We start from the raw sequence: 19,773 nt of genomic DNA on the forward strand, positions 1-19,773 counted from the left end.
TAAGTTTAGTCTTGCCGCCAGCAAAAGGCGTAACGCACTGTCTCATCACGCAGAATATACTCTGGCGACACGCTGGGGCTCCAGGAGTCATCGCCGCCGATACCCATATGAAACGCGTCGATATGCAGCCAGCATCCGGCTTCTTCGCACAGCAGATGATGGTGTGTCGTCTCCCGCAACTGCGCATCGCTGTAACGTCCCAGCGAGAAATGGAATCTCCCGTCGAGATGATGCGCGCCGTAGCGCAGCGAACGCGTGTCACAGCGCAACCCATTTTCGCCAGGGAAAATATAGGGCGTATGCAGCGCGCTAAGCGGTTGCGTCCACAAGCCCTGGCGCGCCGCAAGTCTACGGTCAGGGTAGTTTTCATGCGGCCCCAGCCCGAGCCAGCTCACCTGCGGATGAATCGCTGCTAACTGACCAACCAGCCCAACTCGCGCGGGTGGTGGAATATCCGTTGCCACCTGCACCTCAATATCGCTATGCAGCACACCTGCACTGTCGATGCGCCAACGTTTGTGGCTGATAAACGCAGCTTTGCCTGCGCCATGCCAGCGGTGCGTGGTCGAAATTATGATTTCCGCCGCCAGTTCTTGCGCTTCGCAGCAGAGCAATTCGGCCTGCAAATCGTACATGCCCGCCGCTTTCCAGCGCTCTACCCAGGCGTTGGGATCAATGCGCGTCACTTCGCTGATGCCGATATCGTTATCCAGCGGCGCGCGCGTGAAACAGTCGCTCAGCGGCGTTAACAGCGTCGGTTGCTCATCCCGCCACCACTGCGTAAGGTGGCCGCTGCGTCGGCAAAACTGCCAACGCTGATGGCCTGCGCTTACCATGTAATCCTGCGCGTTGACTTGCAATGCCGGCCGAGCGCCTGAGTTTTTGCGCGGCGCAATAAAGAGTGGTGCGGGTAAGCGCCACTGATCCCAGGCGCAAAGATGATTGCCCGGCGACCAGCTTGTTGACTCGCGTTGATAAACCTCGACATTCAGCCACACCTCGCCGGGCGCGGCGGAAAGTTCAGGGATCGTCAGTGCAATACGTTGCTTACCTTGCGGCGCGATGTTGAGCGCCATTTCGCCCTGCGCCAGCACCTCGCCATCGCGCTCGACGCGCCAGCGCAACTGTTCATTATCGCTGGCGCGGAACAGGTATTCGCTTTCCACCTCAATCACCAGCGGATGAGTGCTGATTAAGCTGAACTGGAAAAATTGCTGCGCGCGCTGGGCTTCATACAGCGCCGGATGCGGCGTGCGATCCGGGAATACCAGCCCGTTCATACAAAATTGCCGGTCGTTTGGCGTGTCGCCAAAATCACCGCCGTAGGCCCAAAACGTCTGCCCGTGCTCATCGGTTTTGCTCAGCGCCTGATCGACCCAGTCCCAGACAAACCCGCCTTGCAAACGCGGCGTGGCGCGAAACGCCTGCCAATATTTGGCGAAACCGCCAAAGCTGTTGCCCATCGCGTGGGCGTATTCACACAAAATCAGCGGGCGCATTTCGTCCGGCAGGCCAATCCATTTTTTGATGGACCATTTCGGTACTGCCGGGAAGGGCTGATCCTCATCGACGCGGGCGTACATCGGACAAATGATATCGGTCGCCGCCGTGTTAGCTCCGCCGCCTTCATACTGCACCGGGCGCGTGGGATCGGTGGTTTTTAGCCAGCGGTACAGCGCGTCGTGGTTCGCGCCGTGACCGGATTCGTTGCCGAGCGACCAGATGATGATCGATGGATGGTTGCGATCGCGCTGCACCATGCGCGTGACGCGCTCGCTCATGGCCGGAAGCCATTGCGGATCGTCCGCTAAGCGGCTCATCGGCACCATACCGTGGGTTTCAATATTGGCCTCATCCACCACATACAGCCCGTATTGGTCACACAGGCGGTACCACAAGGGGTGGTTGGGATAATGGGAGCAGCGCACAGCATTAAAATTGTGCTGCTTCATCAGTTCAATATCGCGGCGCATGGTGGCTTCATCGATCGCCTGGCCGTTTTCCGGGTGGTGCTCATGGCGATTCACACCACGGATCAGCAGCGGTTGGCCGTTCAGTTTCAGCAAGCCGTTACTGATTTCCACTTTGCGGAAGCCTACATCGCAGGCTTCCACTTCCAGCACCTGGTTTTGCGCGTCGAGCAACGTTAATGTCAGGCGATAAAGGCGCGGCGTTTCCGCGCTCCACAGGACCGGGGAGCTTACCGGCAACGTGACGCGCAAGCGCTCGGCCCAGCTACCGCGTTCATCCACCACCGCACTGCCCGGCGTTTGCTCGGCTGTTGCGACTTTTTCGCCATTGCGCCACAGGGCAAACACGACACGGCAGCCAGCAAATTCGCCGGCCAGTTGCACATTGACCTGTAATTCTCCGTGGGTAAATTCCGCGTTCAAATCGGTGGCGAGGTGGAAATCCGCAATCTGCGTCGTCGGTTTATGCTGTAACGACACATCGCGGAAAATACCGCTCATCCGCCACATGTCCTGATCTTCCAGGTAGCTGCCATCACACCAGCGCAGCACCATCACCGCCAGGCGGTTTTCGCCCGCTTTCAATACCGCGCTCAGGTCAAATTCTGCCGGCAAACGGCTATCTTGCGAATAGCCGATCCACTGCCCATTGCACCATAGGTAAAACGCCGAATTAACGCCATCAAACACAATACGCGTTTGCCCCTGCGCCAACGCCACTTCACTCATTTCAAATGTGAGCGAGTAACAACCTGTTGGGTTTTGCTGGGGTACAAACGGCGGATTAACCGGAATCGGATAAGTGACGTTGGTATAAATAGGCGTATCAAAACCCTGCATCTGCCAGTTGGAAGGCACTGGCATCGCCACTGCATCGGCGCAATCCGTCTCGATCCAGCTTTCCGGCACCGCCTCTGGTGAAGCAAAAAAGTTAAAACGCCACACCCCGTTGAGCAAGCGGCGCGAAGGCGAAAGCGCATCATCACGCGCGGCGGTCTCATCACGCCAACTGCGCATTGGCGCATGAGCCGGTAAACGGTGCCAGTGTGTGAGAACCGGGTTTTCCCAGTCGCGGCGGGCGAGTAATGACGATAAGGCGAAGGACATAAAACCTCTTTTGCGAAGCGCTCACAATTTAGCGCACAATGGCGCATTAACCTTGCCGGGTAAAGCCGCAAAACCGCCGAAAGCGAAGAGGATCACAAAAGCGCTAACGCTTATCCAACGCAGCAGCAAGCTGTGCCAGTTCGTTTAAACGCCTGGCGAGCGATTCGCCGCTCACCGCCTGCTGTTGCGCCGGTGCGGTGGAATATCGCTCAACCAGTGTGACCGGCAGCCGTAGCTGGCACAATTCTGCCGCGGATTCAGCGGCGTTGAGCAGCCAGTCGACGCTCTGTGCGCCCGCCTCTTTAAACGCCTGGCGAACGGTGGTCAGCGGCGGCGAAAACCAGGCGCTGTCTGCCGTATCATCGTAGCCCACCACGGAAATCTGCCCCGGCACGGCAATGCCCTTTTCCGCACAAGCGCGCAGCACACCGAGCGCCATTTGATCGTTCGCTACCAGAATGGCCTGCGGCAACTGCGGCCCGGCAAGTAAGCCATGCGCTTTTTCATAACCGGACGCCGCGCTCCAGTCGCCGTTTGCGCAGGCGAAAGGGACAAGTTCCGCCTGCTGTAATGCCGCCAGCCAGCCGCTAAATCGCGTACGGGCCGAGACGGACGTTTCCGGCCCGCCGAGCAGTGCGATACGTTGGTGGCCTAGCATCAGCAGATGTTCAACGCCAAGCCGCGCGCCCTGCCCGGCATCAAACACCAGGCTGTTTACCGCCGCGCTATCGCTCACATCGAGGAATAACACCGGCGTTGGTGCGGCCTGTGCGGCAAGCTGTTGCGCCAGCGCATCGTCCAACGGCACGTTGATCAGCACGCCATCCACGCGTTGCGCTAATAACTCCTGCAACGCCGCAATACAACTTTCAGCATCGTGCTGTTCCAGCATCGAAATAATCACGCTGGCGGCGGCCAGCCCGGCGCGGGACTTAACCGCAGAAGCAATTTGCGAAGGCGCGTGCAGCGCCAGGTCGGTGGTTAACAGCCCGAGGGTTTTGCTGCGTTTACCTGCCAGCAATTGCGCGCCGCGATTGGGGACATAATGCAGCGCCGCCATCGCGGCCAGCACCTTTTCGCGCGTGCGCGGTGAGACATGCGCCGCCTCGTTGATCACGCGCGACACGGTTTGATATGAGACGCCTGCATGGCTGGCGACATCGTAGAGAGTGATGGTTTTCATGAGCTTCCAGGCGACTACCGTTTTGCAACAGTATACCCGGTTCGCAGGCCGGCGCCTGTGAGCGCTTCCTGGAAGATGGCAGGATATATTCTGGAGGTAGGGAATAATATTAAAGCAAAAAGAAATAGCGACGAGCCACGCACGGCTCGCCGTAAACATCATCCGTAATGTGTGTTTGAGATGGTTTGTATTTTTATTATGAAACCATCATCACAATTTTTATTGCAATTTAAATGACAGTTTCATGACAAATAAGTTACTGCTGGCGAGGGATCGGAAATCCTTTTATTGAAATAACAAAACTATCCCCTTCTTTTTTAATTTTTGCGCCAGCGTCACACCAATCCGATGCGATACGAAAAAACTCATCCGTGCCAATATTCCAGTCCAGACGTACTTGTTTTACAAAACCTGAGCGCAACATCTCGCAGGCTTCACTGTAGTTACTGGCTGTTGATAGCAGTTGTTGGTTCATTTTTTCTTCTTCAGAAGTTTGCGTAATGCCTTGATTTCTTTAGGCGTAAACGGAACACTGCTCTCTTCTTCAGTATGTTGATTATCAATATCTTCTTCCGACACGCCCGCCTCTTCTACCGCTTCGAATGCCAGCAGTAGCAGTTTTTGTGTTGCCGTACTTAAATTTTCATTGTTCACTTCGGCGTAATGACGAAGTTTACCTTTTAGCGCTTCATCAATTTTCACGTTTAATACAGCACTGTTCATGATTATCCCTTCTCGTGTGAATAAACACGCTAATTAATACACGAACTTATGGTGCCGATCCACAAATATATTTCAAAAATATAACAAGTTAAAAACTCCCACAAATAATCTGCCTTAGAAGTATGACAATAGTATTAAATTAATATGTCATTAATATGACAAAATATATTTTGATTAAGAAAGAGCTCAAATAAAGAAAATAACAGGCAACCCAATCATGCTGCCTGCTTTCAGAGGGTTCTGACAAGAAAGCGATCGGTAAGTGTTACAGATAGTCTGCCAGCCGACGTTGTTGCAGTAGGTGGTTTTCGGCGTGGCGTTCTGGATCGACTGGCTTAATTGCTGCTGATAAGTCTGCTGTAAATTTAGGTTACAGGCTCGATCTTCGATTCAGGCTTTACGCGCGGTTGATGGCGAAACCACGGCAGGCAAATTTGAATCAGCGGGCCGATGGTTACTGCGTAAAGCACCGTGCCCACACCCACCGTCCCGCCCAGTAACCCGCCGATCAACAACACGGAGACTTCAATCGCCGTGCGGATACTGCGCACAGACCAGCCGGTTCGCGCGTGAACGCCGGTCATCAGCCCGTCGCGCGGCCCGGCGCCAAAACCCGCGCCAATGTACATGCCGGTCGCGAGGGCATTGACCGCCACGGCGCAAACCAACAGCGTACTGCGGGCCACCAGCGAGTCGAGTGTGGGGATCAACATCAGTGCCGCATCTGCCGCAAGGCCAATCACAACCACATTACTGAGGGTACCAAGCCCCGGCTTCTGGCGCAGTGGGATCCAGAATAACAACACCAGCGCGCCGGTCGCGATCATCACCGTGCCAATGTCCAGCGACAGCAATTTCGCTACGCCAAGATGGAACACGTTCCACGGATCGGCGCCCAAATCTGCGCGGACAAACATCGCAGTGGAAACACCGTACAGGGTTAAACCAATATAGAGTTGCAGTAATCGACGTAGCATGGTTGTTCTCCGGTTGTACAGGGTTCCATCTTTACCGGAAATGGCATTATGATTAATGTCCAGTTTTCAGATAGTGGACTGCATATGTCATCTCGTCGCTTTGGTAGCCAATCCCTGCAACGCCTGTTAGGCCACTGGCAACAAGCCTCTTCCCGCACGCCATTGTGGCGTCAACTTGCCGACGCACTGCGTTTGCTGATCCTCGACGGCAGGTTGGTGCTGGACACGCGCTTGCCCGGCGAGCGAGAACTGGCATCGACGCTGGAAGTGAGCCGCACCACGGTTGCCAGCGCGCTGGCGCACTTGCGCGACGAAGGCTATCTCGAAAGCCGCCACGGGAGTGGCTCGCGGGTGATCTTGCCGGACAGCCGCGTGATCCCCTCGCTGAGCACAGCCGGTACGTCGCTGGATCTGTCGACTGCCGCGCTCAGTGCCGGGCCGGAAATTCATCAGGCTTATACCCACGCCTTAACCTCAATGACGCACTATTTATCGCAGACGGGCTACAGCCAGCTTGGCTCGCTGGCGCTGCGCGAAGCGATTGCCGCGCGTTATACCGCCAGGGGATTGCCAACGCGCGCCGATGAAGTAATGGTGGTCAATGGCGCACTCAGCGGGCTGGCGCTGGTGTTACGCATGTTGACCGGCCCTGGCGATCGCGTGGTGGTCGATCACCCGACCTATCCGCTGGCCGTGGCCGCCATTCAGGGGGCGTCGTGCAGGCCGGTTGGCGTGTCACTCCCGCAAACCGGTTGGGACACCGACGGTTTTGCCGCCACACTTGCGCAAACCGCGCCGCGCCTTGCTTACGTAATGCCGGATTTTCACAACCCCACCGGGCGTTGTATGGATATTGCCACGCGTCAAACCATCGCCGCGATTGCCGCGCGCACCCGCACCACGTTGGTGGTGGATGAAACCATGGTCGATCTCTGGTACGAAACGCCCCCACCGCCACCGCTGGCGGCCTTCGATCCGCAAGCGTCGGTGATCACCCTCGGTTCGGCGGGGAAAACGTTTTGGGGCGGGCTGCGTTTGGGGTGGATCCGCGCTTCATCGCGCACCATTGCCACCCTCGCGCAGACGCGCGATACCCTCGATTTAGGCACACCGCTTATTGAGCAACTGGCGGCGCAGTGGCTGATGGAAAACGAACACAATTTTTTACCGGCGCGCAGAGCGATGCTGAAAGCGCGCCGCGATCGCTGTGGCGCACTGATGCGCGAACATTTCCCGGACTGGCGCTTCGAGACGCCGGAAGGTGGCCTCTCCTACTGGATAGAGCTGCCCGACAGGCTGGCAACACAGTTTGCCGCGCGCGCCGAAACCATTGGCATCCACCTGGGCGCCGGAACACGCTTTGGTCTTTCCGGCGCTTTTGAACGCTACTTGCGCATTCCTTTCGCGCTGGAATCCACCGGGCTGGAGAGCGCGCTACTGCGCCTCAAACCGCTGTGGATGGCGCTGAATAACACGGAACCCACCGTAAAACGCAGCGTGGTGTAAAGAGCACGTCTTCGCGGTATTACCAAAAAAGAATTTCCCGGAAGTGCAGGTTTCAGACAGCATTGTTCATCCGTCGGATGGCGGGAAAGGAGGAATTGCGGGGTATTTACGTTATGAGAAAACGTAGAAAAAACAGCGAGAAGCTTAAATGGGTGGGGGCCCTGCCAGCTACATCCCGGCACACACGTCATCTGCCCTGGCTGCTTCCTTCCGGACCTGACCTGGTGAACAGAGTAGCATTGCGGGAGAACCAACAGGGCCCCCATTGAGAGCGTTGTTACCCAACGCGCTGGCGCATTATCCCTATCCAGCCTGCCAATTGCAAGCCGCGCCCGGACGGATGCTGGTTTCTTGCGCAATTGCCTCTTCACAGCGGGCAAAACGCTGTTTATGCTGCCCCTTCTCCCTTCAGGACAAGGTTATGGATACGCAGGATTCTTTCCCACAACGGGTTTGGCAAATTGTTGCCGCCATACCGGAAGGCTATGTCACGACTTACGGTGATGTGGCAAAACTGGCCGGATCGCCGCGGGCGGCGCGGCAAGTTGGCGGCGTGCTCAAACGCTTGCCAGAAGGCAGCACACTGCCGTGGCATCGGGTGGTGAATCGTCATGGCCGCATTTCGCTGACCGGGCCGGATTTACAGCGTCAACGGCAGGCTTTACTGGCAGAGGGGATTGTCGTGTCGGGAAGCGGGCAAATTGATTTACAACATTACCGCTGGGTTTACTAAAGGCTCCTCTCCGCAAAGAGAGGAGCGCGAACACATTAGTACTGTGTCGGGGCCGGGGTGGCTTCAGACGGGTTAACCTGCGTTGGCGACGTTGACGGCACAGTGGTTGGCGCGCCACCGCTCTGTTGCAGCGGTACGGCGGTTTGCTGTACCGGTACCAGCGTCAGGTCAACTTTGGTACCGCCCTGGTTGATAACCGGCTTAACCGTATCGGTGATAAAGACCATCTTATCGTCGACGGTGATCGCCGCGCTCAGCAGGATACGGGCGTTCGGCTGAATGTCGGCCGGGTTAAACGGCAACACAAAGCTAAACGGCGCCTGTTTACCTTCGGTACGTACCGCTTTTTGCGCCAGCACTTTCGACGGCGCATCCGCCTGCGATGCATCAGAAACCGTCACGGTTAATACCGCATCCGGCGGCAGCGCCACTTTCTGGCGGATCCAAACGGAACCCGTCACGCTCGGTTGCGTAATCGCCGGTTTATTGGTTGCTGCAGGCGCATTCGGGTTAGGGGCAGGCGTCGGGATATCACTGCCTTTTTGGGCGCAAGCAGATAACGCGACTGCGACTGCTAAACCACTTAACATGTGCACGAGTTTCATTGATTTCTCCTTATCTTCAATGCACCAGCAGGCGTAGCGCCCGCCAGATGTGTGTGGCTAAACCATCGTAACCTGAACAAGTGTGGCACAGATGCCCGATATATTCCTGTAAACGCCCTTTCATTCAGATTATTGCACCCATCCGACCACTCACTTTTCCAGGTTATACTCATCCGATAATTCGCGCGGTCAGCCGTTATTTATTTGAGGAAATCTATGAGTCAGGCGCTATCTAATCTGCTGGCATTATTAAATCTGGAAAAAATTGAAGAGGGTCTGTTTCGTGGGCAGAGTGAAGACTTAGGCTTACGCCAGGTCTTTGGTGGCCAGGTGGTGGGTCAGGCGCTGTATGCTGCGAAAGAGACGGTTCCCGCCGACCGTTTGGTTCACTCCTTCCACAGCTATTTCTTGCGCCCAGGCGACAGCCAAAAACCGATTGTTTATGACGTGGAAGTGCTGCGCGATGGCAACAGTTTTAGCGCCCGCCGCGTGGCGGCAATCCAGAACGGGAAACCGATTTTCTATATGACGGCCTCGTTCCAGGCACCGGAACCGGGCTACGAACATCAGAAAACCATGCCGCCTGCGCCTGCGCCGGATTCGCTGAAGTCTGAAACGGAGATCGCCCGCGATCTCTCCCATCTGCTGCCGCCAGGCGTGAAAGAGAAGTTCCTCAGCGATAAACCGCTGGAGATCCGCCCGGTCGAGTTCCATAACCCGCTGAAAGGCCATGTCGCCGATCCGCTGCGCCAGGTATGGATCCGCGCCAATGGCGTAGTGGAAGAGGATTTCCGCATTCATCAGTATCTGCTGGGTTACGCGTCGGACTTCAACTTCCTGCCGGTGGCATTGCAGCCGCACGGTGTGGGTTTCCTGGAACGCGGTATGCAGGTCGCGACGATCGACCACTCCATGTGGTTCCACCGCCCGTTTAATATGAACGAGTGGCTGCTTTACAGCGTGGAGAGCACGTCGGCGTCGAGTGCACGCGGTTTTGTGCGCGGTGAGTTTTATACGCAGGATGGTGTGCTGGTCGCCTCCAGCGTGCAGGAAGGCGTGATGCGTAACCGCAGTTAACGCCGCCCCAAAAGGAAAAGCCTCCAGATTTGGAGGCTTTTTTATGCTCAGGAGTTAACTCAAACAGGATCAGGCGTTGTAGGCGTTTTCGCCGTGGCTGTTGACGTCCAGGCCTTCACGCTCTTGATCTTCCGGTACACGCAGACCCACGGTCATGTCAGCCAGTTTGTAACCGATAAAGGCCACAACACCGGACCACACGATAGTCAGGGCGATACTTTCCAGCTGCACCAGCACTTGATGGCCCATGGTCACGCCTTCTGCGAAGCCCACGCCGCCCAGTGAAGTCGAGGCGAAGATACCGGTCAAGATACAACCCACGATACCGCACACGCCGTGCACACCGAACACGTCACAGGGGTCGTCAACGCGCAGCATACGTTTCAGCGCCGTCACACCCCACAGACCCGCCAGACCGGCAACCAGGCCGACAATCAGCGCGCCGCCAACACCGACATAACCACACGCCGGGGTGATACCGACCAGGCCAGCGATGGCACCGGAGCATGCGCCCAACAGTGACGGTTTACCGCGCACCACCCACTCACCGAACACCCAGGCGAGGATGGCGGCAGCGGTCGCAACAACGGTGTTCACGAACGCCAGCGCAGCGATTTCGTTAGCGGAACCCGCAGAACCGGCGTTGAAGCCGAACCAGCCAACATACAGGATTGCGGTACCGGTGAAGACCATCGGCAGGTTATGCGGTTTAAACGCTTCTTTGCCAAAGCCCACACGTTTGCCAATCAGGTAGGCACCGACCAGGCCCGCGATAGCGGCGTTGATGTGCACAACGGTACCGCCTGCGAAATCCAGCGCGCCGTGGGCTGCCAGCAGACCGCCACCCCACACCATGTGCGCAATCGGCACATAAGAGAGCGTCAGCCACACCACCACAAAAATCAGCACGGCGGAGAAACGAATACGTTCAGCCAGCGCACCGACAATCAGCCCGACGGTAATACAGGCGAAAGAGCCCTGGAACGCGACGTGAATGTACTGATAGATGCTGCCCATCACGGCGGTCAGTTCGATGTTTTTTAGCATCGCCCAGTTGAAGCTGCCGAAGAAGCTGTTGCCCTCGCCGAACGCCAGCGAGTAGCCATAAACCACCCAGAGAATGCAGACCAGCGCGAAGGTAACAGCAACCTGCGTCAGCATGGAAAGCACGTTTTTACCGCGGATCAGGCCGCCGTAGAACAGAGCAATACCTGGAATTGACATGAACAGCACCAGCGCGGTGCAGATCATCATAAAACCGTTATCGGCTTTATCGGCGACAGCGGGAGCCGCCATTGCAAGGCCAGGCAACAGAGCGAGCGTTGCAAGCGTTGTTTTTAATGTTGTGTTTTTCATTGTTCCAATCCCTATCACTGTGTGCCAGGTATTACAGTGCCGCTTCGTCGGCTTCGCCGGTACGAATACGAATGACGCGTTGCAGTTCGGCAACGAAAATTTTACCGTCGCCAATTTTTCCGGTGTAGGCCGCTTTGCTGATGACATCAATGACTTCATCAAGCTGATCGTCAGCGATCGCCACATCAATTTTCACTTTTGGCAGGAAATTGACGCTATATTCCGCACCACGGTATAGCTCGGCGTGACCCTTCTGACGCCCGAAGCCTTTCACTTCGGTCACGGTCAGCCCTTGAATACCTATAGAAGACAGTGCTTCACGAACGTCTTCGAGTTTGAATGGTTTAATCACCACGGTAACCAGCTTCATACATTCTTCTCCAGTCGAAATTCGATAATGGCCGCAGCTAACACGCAGGAGGTATTGCAAGCGGTGTGCCAAAAGTGAAAAGCGCGTCGATTTCAGCGCAGGGTGGAGAAGGGGCAAGGAATGGATGACGCAGAAAAATACAGGGCTGCCGTTCGGAATGTTCCCAACAACGAAAAACGCACCATGACAGTGCATGATGCGTTACATTTTTGCACCAACAGAGGTTACTGTTGGCCAGGTGCTTAATTTTGGTGCATTACGCGATCAATGACTCTTCACGCTCGCTGGCCGCCAGCTCTTCACCCGCTAATTGCAGTTGATACATCTGGAAATAACGGCCTTTCGCAGCCAGCAATTGTTGATGCGTCCCCCGCTCAACCGCCTGCCCACGGTGCAGCACCAGAATGGTTTCTGCCTCGACAATGGTCGACAAACGGTGCGCGATCACCACAAGTGTCGTGTGCTCACGCACCGCCGCCAGCGCGTGCTGAATCGCCTGCTCGGTACCGGAGTCGATATTCGCCGTTGCTTCATCAAGGATCAGGATCTGCGGCGCGTCGACCAATACGCGCGCCAGCGCCAGCAACTGTTTCTGTCCAACGGAGAGATTGTTGCCCTGCTCGCCCAGCCGCGTATGGATACCGTCGCTCATGGCGCGAGCCAGATGCGCCAGTTGCACGGTTTCCAGCGCCTGCCATACCTGCTCCTCACTGATATCACGCCCCAGCGTGACGTTGGCGAAGAAGCTGTCCGCCATCACTACCGGATCCTGCTGAACCATCGCCACCCCTTTGCGCAGTACTGAATGCCCCAGCGCGGAGAGCGGACGTCCGTCGAGGCGGATCTCGCCTTTTGTCAGCGGGTAATAGCCCATTAACAGACTGGCGAGGGTGCTTTTCCCGCTACCAGTGTGCCCGACCAGCGCGACAAAACTGCGCGGCGCGACCTGCAAAGAGATGTCCTGCAACACCAGTTGAGCTTCGCGATAAGCAAACGAGACATTGTCGATATCAATCGCCCCGCTTTTTAACGGCGTCTGATCATCACCGTAGGTCTGGCGCGGCCTGTCCATCAGTTCAAAGACGCGCTCACCGGCGACCACCGCCTGTTGCAACATCGACTGCTGCGTCGTCAGCTCAATCAACGGTTCATTCAGGCGGCCAAGATAGCTGATAAAGGCATACAGCACCCCGACTTCCACCGTACCGACAGAAGAGAAACCAAACAGCATCAGCAGCCCACACAGCACCAACGCGGAAAAGAGGCTCAACAGCGGGCGCAGCAGAAAGCCGTCGAGGCGCAGGGTTTGCATGCGCGCCAGATAATGCGAGCGGCTGGCGTCGCCCATGCGCTCGCCAAAACGCGCCTGCTGGCGAAACTGCTGGATAACGCTCATGCCGTTGATGATTTCGTTAAAACCGTCGTTGATGTCAGCAAGATAGGCGCGCATCCGGCGCACAATCGGCGTGCTGTAGCGCTGGTAAATCAGCATCACGATCAGCACGGCCGGGAAAATCGCCATCGCCACTAGCGCCATGCGCCAGTCGAGGCTGAACATAGCGACCAGCATCGCGCCAATCAGCGCCGCACTGCGCAGCACGGTCGCGACCACGGTGACGTAGAGGTCGCGGATCACTTCGGTGTCGTTGGTCACGCGGGAGATAATCTGCCCAACCGGCTGGGTATCAAATTCGCTCAGCGGCTGGCGCAGCGCGGCATCCATCACATCGGTGCGCAATTGTTGCACCACGCCAACCGCCGCCTGGTTAAACAGCAAGGCTTGCGCGTAATGCAGCAGCGCCGCCAGCAGTTGCAGACCGATATAGACCGCCGCTAAACCCGCCACCAGCGCCACCGGCAAATAGCTTTTCGCCACCATGTTATCGATGAAATAACTGATCAGCGCCGGGCCAGAGACTTCGGCGATTGCCGCGACCCACAACATCAGCACCGCTTTGATCAGCGGTTTGCGCCACGGTTTGCCGTAGACCAGCAAACGTTTCAGGGTTGGCCACTGGCGGGTGAAATTACGCATCGGCGTCCTCCTGCGGCGTATCATCCAGCGCGGCTTCCAGTTGCTGGTAGCGATACATATCGCGATACCAACCCGGCTGGCGCGCAAGCTGTTCATGTTGACCGCGCTGGGCGATATGACCATGTTGCATAACGATAATCTCACTGGCTTCGGTCAGCGCAGACAGGCGGTGCGCGCTGATAATCACGGTACGTCCTTCGCCCCACTGGCGCAGGTTATGCAAAATCTGGTGTTCGGTGCGCCCATCCACCGCCGATAGCGCGTCATCAAGGATCAAGATTTCGGCGTTGAGCAACAGCGCGCGGGCAATGGAAATACGCTGTTTTTGCCCGCCGGAGAGCATCACGCCGCGCTCGCCCACTTCGGTGTCGTAACCTTGCGGCAGGCGCAGAATGTCATCATGCACGCTGGCGAGTTTCGCCACATGTTCGATCTCTTCCTGTGTCGCCCCCGGTTTGCCGAGCGCAATATTGCTGCCGACGGTATCGGAGAATAAAAATGGCGTCTGGTTTACCACTGCCAGGCGGCTGCGCCAGGTATCGAGTTTGAGGCGTTGTAACGGAATATCGTGAAAACGAATATCGCCATTATCGACATCGAAATGGCGCTGAATCAGCGACAGCAGCGTACTTTTCCCGGCGCCGGTTGGGCCACAAATGCCCAGCATCTGACCGGGTTCCAGCGTCGCGCTGACATTGCTCAACACTGGGGCGTGCGTCTGCGGGTAGCTAAATTCGCGAATCGCAATAGTCAGCGTACCGCGCGCGGCGGGCGCCGATTCGCTGCCATCATTGACCACCGGCGCTTCCGCCAGCATGTCGCGAATACGGCTGTAGGCCGCGCTGCCGCGTTCGACGATGTTAAACATCCACGCCAGCGCCAACATCGGCCAAATCATCAACCCCAGATACATAGTGAAACTGGTTAATTCACCGAGCGTCAGAGTGCCATTCACCACCATCCAGCTACCGCCGCCAATCGCCAACATGTTCGCCATGCCGATGGCGATATAAATCGTCGGATCAAAACGCGCATCGACGCGGGCGACGCGCATATTTTTTGCGCCGGTATCGGCTGCTTCGCTCGCGAACAACGCCGACTGGCGATCTTCCAGGCCAAACGCTTTAATCATGCGAATACTGGTCATACTCTCCTGGGTGCGATCGTTTAACGACGAAAACGCCGCCTGCGCGGCTTTGAAGCGGTTGTGCAGTTGATCGCCGTAACGCTTGATGACCAGCGCCATGATCGGCATCGGTAACAGCGACAACAGAGTTAACTGCCAACTGATTTGCGTGGACATCACGATCAGCACCACGCAGCCCATCACCAGTGAATCCACCAGCGTCAGCACGCCTTCGCCGGCGGCAAACACCACTCTGTCGACATCGTTGGTAGCGCGCGCCATTAAATCGCCGGTGCGGTGGCGCAGGTAAAATTCCGGATGCTGGCGGCTAAGCTGGCGGTAAAAATCTTCCCGCAGCTCGACGGCCAATTGATAAGACGCGCCAAACAGCCAGACGCGCCAGACATAACGCAGCAAATACGTGACCACCGCGACGATCACCAGCACGGCAATCCACATCCACACCTGTTGGCTGGTGAAGCGGTGTTGAGTAACGCCATCGACAACAATGCCCACCACTTTGGGCGGGACTAACTGCAAGATGGCAATAATGATAAGTAAGGCGACGGCACCGAGATAGCGTTGCCATTCCCGACGAAAATACCAGCCTAACTGAGCAAATAATCGCACGCGGTTACATCCTGAACGTGATTTTCCGGCGGTCGGTTAACCGCCGTGGGGGTTATTCAATGGGCAAAGCCGTGGTGTATTTTATCTGTTCCATGGCGAAGCTAGAAGTGACATCTGACAGACCCGGCACGCTGTTAACCAGTTTCTTGTAGAAATCATCATAGCGTTTCATATCCGCCACCTGGACCCGCAACAGGTAATCGTACTCCCCTGCCATACGCCAAAAGCCTAGCACTTCTGGCATGTGCGTCACTTCACTGACAAAACGGCCATACCAATCACTGCTGTGATGTTGGGTTTTAATCAGTACAAACGCCGTTAAGCTTAAGCCCAGTTTTTCTGCATCCAGCACCGCCACGCGACCGAGTAAAATTCCGTCATCTTCCAGGCGTTTCAGACGTTTCCAGCAGGGTGTGGTGGTCAGATTAACGGCATCTGCCAGCGCCTGCAAAGAGAGCGAACAATCCTGCTGGAGTAGAGAAAGCAGCTTTCGGTCAATTTTGTCTAACATTGCGCGCTCCTGGAGAATATTTTTCTCTTAAGAGTCTAACCCAAAGGCGAAATGGCAACCCTTTTTTCTTTGCCTTTCGCTAGACTGGGCACAAAATGACAAATGGAAAACGGCCATGAAAAGCAGCTGGGTGAAATACGCCATCAACGAAATTAACGCCGACGCGCAGCGTTCAGCGGATACCCACTTAATTCGCCTGATGCTGCCGGGTTTTCCGGGCATCAACCTCTATTTAAAAGACGAAAGCACACACCCCACCGGCAGCCTGAAGCACCGCCTGGCGCGTTCGCTGTTTCTGTATGGTTTATGCAATGGCTGGATCAACGAAGGCACGACGATTATTGAAGCGTCATCCGGTTCCACCGCCATTTCCGAAGCCTGGTTCGCCCGCCTGCTGGGATTACCGTTTATCGCCGTGATGCCGTATTGCACGGCGAAGCGCAAGATTGAGCAAATCGAGTTTTACGGCGGTCGCTGCCATTTTGTCGACAGCGCCTGCGAGATTTACGCCGAATCCGAGCGGCTGGCGAAAGAGCTGAACGGTCATTATATGGATCAGTTCACCTTTGCCGAACGCGCAACGGACTGGCGCGGCAATAACAATATTGCCGACAGCATTTTCCGCCAGATGAAAAACGAACCGCATCCGGTGCCGAATTACATTGTGATGAGCGCCGGAACCGGCGGCACTTCAGCAACCATTGGCCGCTATATTCGCTGCCAGGGTTACGACACCCAACTGATGGTGGTCGACCCGGAAAACTCAGTGTTTCTTGATTACTGGCAGCAGCGCGACGCCAGCCTGCGCAGCCCGCTGGGTAGCAAAATCGAAGGTATTGGCCGCCCACGCGTTGAGCCGTCATTTATTGCCGATGTGGTGGATGAAATGTTGCGCGTGCCGGATGCAGCCAGCGTGGCGACTGCGCAATGGCTGGAAACACAAATCGGCCGCAAAGTCGGCGCATCCACCGGCACCAATATGTGGGGCGCGTTACAGCTTGCCGCACGGATGCGCGACGAGGGCCGCAGCGGTTCCATCGTCACGCTGCTGTGCGACAGCGGCGAGCGCTACCTGGAAACCTACTACAACCCGCAATGGGTGGCGGCGAATCTGGGTGATATTGAACCGTGGAAAGCGCAGATCGCACATTTGATGGCATAAAAAAAGCCGGGCAGATTTGGCGCCCGGCTTGCTGGAAAAATCTTTTTCATTCGGGGGAATAAGGAAGATTCGGTGTATCCAGCCAGTGTGTCAAAAAATGTGACACTGCCTGATTCTGGCAATGCCCAATAACCGGTAAATTCGGCAGTGCCGCGCGCAGTTGCGGCATGGCGTTGCCCATAATCATTCCGTAGCCGACGCTTTCAAGCATTTCGCGGTCGTTCATTGCATCACCAAACGCCATACACTCTTGCAGCGTGTAACCGAGCGTCGTACTGAGTACCGCCAGCGCCGAACCTTTGTTACAGCCCATCGGCAGCACTTCCAGACAATCCATCGCCGAGAAACACAAATGCGCACGCGCGCCCAGCACCTCATTCAGTTGGATACGCAAGCGGCACAGATCGTCGTGATCGCCAAGAAAACAGATTTTGGTAACGTCGTGAGCGGGTAAACGTTTGAGATCCGCAAGCCGGTAACGAAAGCCGCTGTAAACATGCGCTTGTAACGGGCCGGGCAGTGCTTTGTCCGTCAACCAGCCGGAATCATTAAACACATGGATGGAAGCCTGCGTGTCCCATTTGCTGTGCAGGACGATTTCGGCCACTTCCGGGTTTAAATCCTGGCGATACAGAACCTCACCTTCCATTGAGTGAATGCGCGTCCCGTTGCCGGTGATAAGAAACGCATCCAACCCGATATTGTTGAGGATCCACTGCATCTCCAGCGCGTGTCGGCCGGTGGCGAACGCCAGCGTGATTTCCCGTTCGTACAAACGGCGGAGCGTTGCCAACGTTTGATCGCCTAAACGATGGTCGGGCATTAACAGGGTGCCATCCATGTCAAAAGCGGCCAGACGAGCCATGATTTCTTCTCCGGGTGTGAGTATCGTTAAGTTGCGTTCCAGTATTGCGTGGTATATACGGAAGTAATAGTGAATAGATGAGAATTATTGTTCCGGGTTATGAGATTACTGAACCGACTTAACCAGTATCAGCGTCTTTGGCAACCTTCTGCCGGGGAAACGCAATCCGCCAGTATCAATGAACTGGCCAGCCGCTGCTTTTGCAGCGAGCGGCATATGCGCACATTGCTGCGCCAGATGCAGGCATCCGGCTGGTTAAACTGGCAGTCGCAATCTGGTCGAGGAAAGCGTGGAACGCTGCGTTTCCTGGCGACGCCGGAGTCGCTACGCAGCGAAATGCTGGAACAGGCGCTGAACGCCGGGCAACAGCAAAACGCGCTGGCGTTGGCGCAACTTGATCCCGACGATCTGCGCAGCTTGCTGAACCCATTTCTCGGTGGGCTGTGGCAAAACGAAACGCCAACATTACGTATTCCCTATTACCGTTCGCTGGAACCGTTGCAACCGGGCTTTCTGCCCGGACGTGCTGAGCAGCATTTGGCGGGGCAAATCTTTAGCGGCTTGACCCGCTTTATCAACCACAGTTTTTTGCCGCAGGGCGATTTGGCGCATCATTGGGATGTCAGTCACGACGGGCTGTGCTGGAATTTTCATGTGCATTCGACGTTGCACTGGCACAATGGCGACACCGTGACGGCCGGGCAATTGCTGGAGCGGCTGCAACAATTACTCGACCTGCCGGCGCTTCGCAAACTGTTCGCCAGCGTCGAAACGATCGAGTTAGCCCATCCCTGGTGTTTGACCTTTCGCTTGCATCGCCCGGATTACTGGCTGGCGCACCGGCTCGCCAGCTACGGTAGCCGCCTGGCGCACCCGCACCATCCGCTAATCGGTACCGGGCCGTTTCGCCTGGTCACCTTCAGCCGGGAACTGGTGCGTCTGGAAAGCCACGAGCATTACCATCTTGGCCACCCGCTGTTAAAAGCCGTGGAATACTGGATAACCCCGCAACTGTTCGAACAGGATCTCGGCACCAGTTGCCGACACCCGGTGCAGATTGCCATTGGCGAGCCGGATGAGTTGCGGCATTTACAGCCGGTGAGTAACAGTATCAGCCTCGGCTTTTGTTACCTCACCTTGCGCCCCGGCGCGCGATTAAGCGCGGCTCAGGCACGCAGCCTGGTGCAGATTATTCACCATACTTCGCTATTGCAGACGCTGCCGCTGGAGGAAAACCTGATTACCCCTAGCCGCGAATTGCTGCCGGGCTGGCATATGCCGGAGTGGCCCGCTGAAGATGTGGTGCTGCCGAAACAGCTCACCCTGCTTTACCATTTGCCGGTGGAACTGCACACCATGGCGGAACAGCTTAAACGCTATCTCGCGACGCTCGGCTGTGAATTAACGGTGATTTTCCATGACAGCAAAAACTGGGAAGGCTGCACGCAGTTTGCCGGAGCAGACTTGATGATGGGCGACAGGCTGATTGGTGAAGCGCCGGAATATACTCTTGAGCAGTGGCTACGCTGTGACCCGCTGTGGCCGAACTTGTTGAGCGCGCCACAGTTTGCGCATCTGCAAGCGACGCTGGATGCAGTGCAGCGCCAGCCTGATGAGCCGGAGCGCAACCGGGCGCTGAAAGATGTGTTTTATACGCTGATGAATGAGGCCATCCTGACACCGCTGTTTAATTACCAGTACCGTATTAGCGCACCGCCTGGTGTTGAAGGAATTCATTTGAATACGCGCGGCTGGTTTGATTTTGCCGAAGCCTGGCTCCCTGCTCCAGCGCGGTGAAGAAGCTGGTCGGTGTTAACCTCACGCGCTACCATAGCGT

General features: G+C 56.3%; 17 protein-coding genes and 1 other RNA gene. 5 read left to right on the forward strand and 13 right to left on the reverse strand.

Going from position 1 to position 19,773, the window contains the following annotated elements:
• Positions 1-5: 5 nt before the first annotated feature.
• From AAEY27_RS16545 to AAEY27_RS16565, 5 genes are all read right to left on the reverse strand, one after another.
• Positions 6-3,077: a beta-galactosidase gene (locus AAEY27_RS16545; RefSeq protein ID WP_342321841.1), complete on the reverse strand. Its 3,072-nt coding sequence runs from the start codon at positions 3,075-3,077 to the stop codon at positions 6-8.
• Positions 3,078-3,180: 103 nt separating this feature from the next.
• The gene (locus tag AAEY27_RS16550) at positions 3,181-4,260 is read right to left on the reverse strand and encodes a LacI family DNA-binding transcriptional regulator (RefSeq protein ID WP_342321843.1); all 1,080 of its coding nucleotides are present in this window, start codon (positions 4,258-4,260) and stop codon (positions 3,181-3,183) included.
• Positions 4,261-4,516: 256 nt separating this feature from the next.
• Complete coding sequence (locus AAEY27_RS16555; RefSeq protein ID WP_342321844.1) at positions 4,517-4,735, reverse strand: hypothetical protein; 219 nt, start codon at positions 4,733-4,735, stop codon at positions 4,517-4,519.
• Positions 4,732-4,983 (reverse strand): hypothetical protein, encoded by a 252-nt coding sequence (locus tag AAEY27_RS16560; protein WP_342321846.1) that lies wholly within the window; start codon positions 4,981-4,983, stop codon positions 4,732-4,734. Before AAEY27_RS16560 ends, AAEY27_RS16555 begins: the two co-directional genes overlap by 4 nt.
• 365 nt (positions 4,984-5,348) lie before the next feature.
• A complete protein-coding gene (locus tag AAEY27_RS16565; RefSeq protein WP_342321847.1) occupies positions 5,349-5,960 on the reverse strand; it encodes a YczE/YyaS/YitT family protein in 612 nt (203 codons plus the stop codon).
• 84 nt (positions 5,961-6,044) lie between these two features.
• On the opposite strand from AAEY27_RS16565, the gene AAEY27_RS16570 reads away from it, so the two are divergent.
• On the forward strand, positions 6,045-7,466 hold the full coding sequence (locus tag AAEY27_RS16570) for a PLP-dependent aminotransferase family protein (protein ID WP_342321849.1): 1,422 nt from the start codon (positions 6,045-6,047) through the stop codon (positions 7,464-7,466).
• A 159-nt stretch (positions 7,467-7,625) separates the two neighbouring features.
• Here AAEY27_RS16570 and ffs read toward each other — a convergent pair.
• Positions 7,626-7,722, reverse strand: an RNA gene (gene ffs / locus AAEY27_RS16575) — signal recognition particle sRNA small type.
• 165 nt (positions 7,723-7,887) lie between these two features.
• Between ffs and AAEY27_RS16580 the strand changes: the two genes are divergently transcribed.
• Positions 7,888-8,199, forward strand: a complete 312-nt coding sequence (locus AAEY27_RS16580; protein ID WP_342321851.1) for an MGMT family protein — start codon at positions 7,888-7,890, stop codon at positions 8,197-8,199.
• A gap of 35 nt (positions 8,200-8,234) precedes the next feature.
• On the opposite strand, the gene AAEY27_RS16585 is transcribed toward AAEY27_RS16580, so the two are convergent.
• Complete coding sequence (locus AAEY27_RS16585) at positions 8,235-8,804, reverse strand: YbaY family lipoprotein (protein WP_342321853.1); 570 nt, start codon at positions 8,802-8,804, stop codon at positions 8,235-8,237.
• A gap of 216 nt (positions 8,805-9,020) precedes the next feature.
• Here AAEY27_RS16585 and tesB point away from each other — a divergent pair, with 216 nt between their 5' ends.
• Positions 9,021-9,881 carry an acyl-CoA thioesterase II gene (gene tesB / locus AAEY27_RS16590; protein ID WP_342321855.1) on the forward strand — a complete coding sequence of 287 codons (861 nt, stop codon included), beginning with the start codon at positions 9,021-9,023 and terminating at the stop codon, positions 9,879-9,881.
• Between the two features lie 69 nt (positions 9,882-9,950).
• On the opposite strand, the gene amtB is transcribed toward tesB, so the two are convergent.
• From amtB to AAEY27_RS16615, 5 genes are all read right to left on the reverse strand, one after another.
• On the reverse strand, positions 9,951-11,237 hold the full coding sequence (gene amtB / locus AAEY27_RS16595) for an ammonium transporter AmtB (protein ID WP_342321856.1): 1,287 nt from the start codon (positions 11,235-11,237) through the stop codon (positions 9,951-9,953).
• A 31-nt stretch (positions 11,238-11,268) separates the two neighbouring features.
• The gene (gene glnK, locus AAEY27_RS16600; RefSeq protein WP_002891893.1) at positions 11,269-11,607 is read right to left on the reverse strand and encodes a P-II family nitrogen regulator; all 339 of its coding nucleotides are present in this window, start codon (positions 11,605-11,607) and stop codon (positions 11,269-11,271) included.
• A 256-nt stretch (positions 11,608-11,863) separates the two neighbouring features.
• Positions 11,864-13,642 (reverse strand): SmdB family multidrug efflux ABC transporter permease/ATP-binding protein, encoded by a 1,779-nt coding sequence (locus tag AAEY27_RS16605; protein WP_342321857.1) that lies wholly within the window; start codon positions 13,640-13,642, stop codon positions 11,864-11,866.
• The gene (locus tag AAEY27_RS16610) at positions 13,635-15,398 is read right to left on the reverse strand and encodes a SmdA family multidrug ABC transporter permease/ATP-binding protein (RefSeq protein WP_342321858.1); all 1,764 of its coding nucleotides are present in this window, start codon (positions 15,396-15,398) and stop codon (positions 13,635-13,637) included. The genes AAEY27_RS16605 and AAEY27_RS16610 overlap by 8 nt, the downstream gene beginning before the upstream one ends.
• A gap of 52 nt (positions 15,399-15,450) precedes the next feature.
• Entirely contained in the window at positions 15,451-15,909 is a 459-nt protein-coding gene (locus AAEY27_RS16615; protein ID WP_342321859.1) for an Lrp/AsnC family transcriptional regulator, read from the reverse strand.
• Between the two features lie 115 nt (positions 15,910-16,024).
• Between AAEY27_RS16615 and AAEY27_RS16620 the strand changes: the two genes are divergently transcribed.
• Positions 16,025-17,071 carry a PLP-dependent cysteine synthase family protein gene (locus tag AAEY27_RS16620; RefSeq protein WP_342321860.1) on the forward strand — a complete coding sequence of 349 codons (1,047 nt, stop codon included), beginning with the start codon at positions 16,025-16,027 and terminating at the stop codon, positions 17,069-17,071.
• 46 nt (positions 17,072-17,117) lie between these two features.
• Here the strand turns inward: AAEY27_RS16620 and cof are convergent, their stop codons facing one another.
• Positions 17,118-17,936 carry an HMP-PP phosphatase gene (gene cof, locus AAEY27_RS16625; protein WP_342321861.1) on the reverse strand — a complete coding sequence of 273 codons (819 nt, stop codon included), beginning with the start codon at positions 17,934-17,936 and terminating at the stop codon, positions 17,118-17,120.
• A gap of 99 nt (positions 17,937-18,035) precedes the next feature.
• Between cof and AAEY27_RS16630 the strand changes: the two genes are divergently transcribed.
• A complete protein-coding gene (locus AAEY27_RS16630) occupies positions 18,036-19,733 on the forward strand; it encodes an SgrR family transcriptional regulator (RefSeq protein WP_342321862.1) in 1,698 nt (565 codons plus the stop codon).
• The last annotated feature ends 40 nt before the right edge of the window (positions 19,734-19,773 follow it).

Origin of the sequence: Kosakonia sp. BYX6 (assembly GCF_038449125.1) — a bacterium.
In the GTDB taxonomy this organism is placed as follows: domain Bacteria; phylum Pseudomonadota; class Gammaproteobacteria; order Enterobacterales; family Enterobacteriaceae; genus Kosakonia; species Kosakonia calanthes.

Excerpts from the sequence above, each read along its gene's own strand:
- glnK (WP_002891893.1), bottom strand. The coding sequence starts at position 11,607 with ATGAAGCTGGTTACCGTGGTGATTAAACCATTCAAACTCGAAGACGTT.
- AAEY27_RS16630 (WP_342321862.1), top strand. The coding sequence starts at position 18,036 with ATGAGATTACTGAACCGACTTAACCAGTATCAGCGTCTTTGGCAACCT.
- AAEY27_RS16615 (WP_342321859.1), bottom strand. The coding sequence starts at position 15,909 with ATGTTAGACAAAATTGACCGAAAGCTGCTTTCTCTACTCCAGCAGGAT.
- AAEY27_RS16570 (WP_342321849.1), top strand. The coding sequence starts at position 6,045 with ATGTCATCTCGTCGCTTTGGTAGCCAATCCCTGCAACGCCTGTTAGGC.
- AAEY27_RS16545 (WP_342321841.1), bottom strand. The coding sequence starts at position 3,077 with ATGTCCTTCGCCTTATCGTCATTACTCGCCCGCCGCGACTGGGAAAAC.
- AAEY27_RS16560 (WP_342321846.1), bottom strand. The coding sequence starts at position 4,983 with ATGAACAGTGCTGTATTAAACGTGAAAATTGATGAAGCGCTAAAAGGT.
- AAEY27_RS16555 (WP_342321844.1), bottom strand. The coding sequence starts at position 4,735 with ATGAACCAACAACTGCTATCAACAGCCAGTAACTACAGTGAAGCCTGC.
- AAEY27_RS16620 (WP_342321860.1), top strand. The coding sequence starts at position 16,025 with ATGAAAAGCAGCTGGGTGAAATACGCCATCAACGAAATTAACGCCGAC.
- amtB (WP_342321856.1), bottom strand. The coding sequence starts at position 11,237 with ATGAAAAACACAACATTAAAAACAACGCTTGCAACGCTCGCTCTGTTG.
- AAEY27_RS16550 (WP_342321843.1), bottom strand. The coding sequence starts at position 4,260 with ATGAAAACCATCACTCTCTACGATGTCGCCAGCCATGCAGGCGTCTCA.
- AAEY27_RS16585 (WP_342321853.1), bottom strand. The coding sequence starts at position 8,804 with ATGAAACTCGTGCACATGTTAAGTGGTTTAGCAGTCGCAGTCGCGTTA.
- tesB (WP_342321855.1), top strand. The coding sequence starts at position 9,021 with ATGAGTCAGGCGCTATCTAATCTGCTGGCATTATTAAATCTGGAAAAA.
- AAEY27_RS16605 (WP_342321857.1), bottom strand. The coding sequence starts at position 13,642 with ATGCGTAATTTCACCCGCCAGTGGCCAACCCTGAAACGTTTGCTGGTC.
- cof (WP_342321861.1), bottom strand. The coding sequence starts at position 17,936 with ATGGCTCGTCTGGCCGCTTTTGACATGGATGGCACCCTGTTAATGCCC.
- AAEY27_RS16580 (WP_342321851.1), top strand. The coding sequence starts at position 7,888 with ATGGATACGCAGGATTCTTTCCCACAACGGGTTTGGCAAATTGTTGCC.
- AAEY27_RS16565 (WP_342321847.1), bottom strand. The coding sequence starts at position 5,960 with ATGCTACGTCGATTACTGCAACTCTATATTGGTTTAACCCTGTACGGT.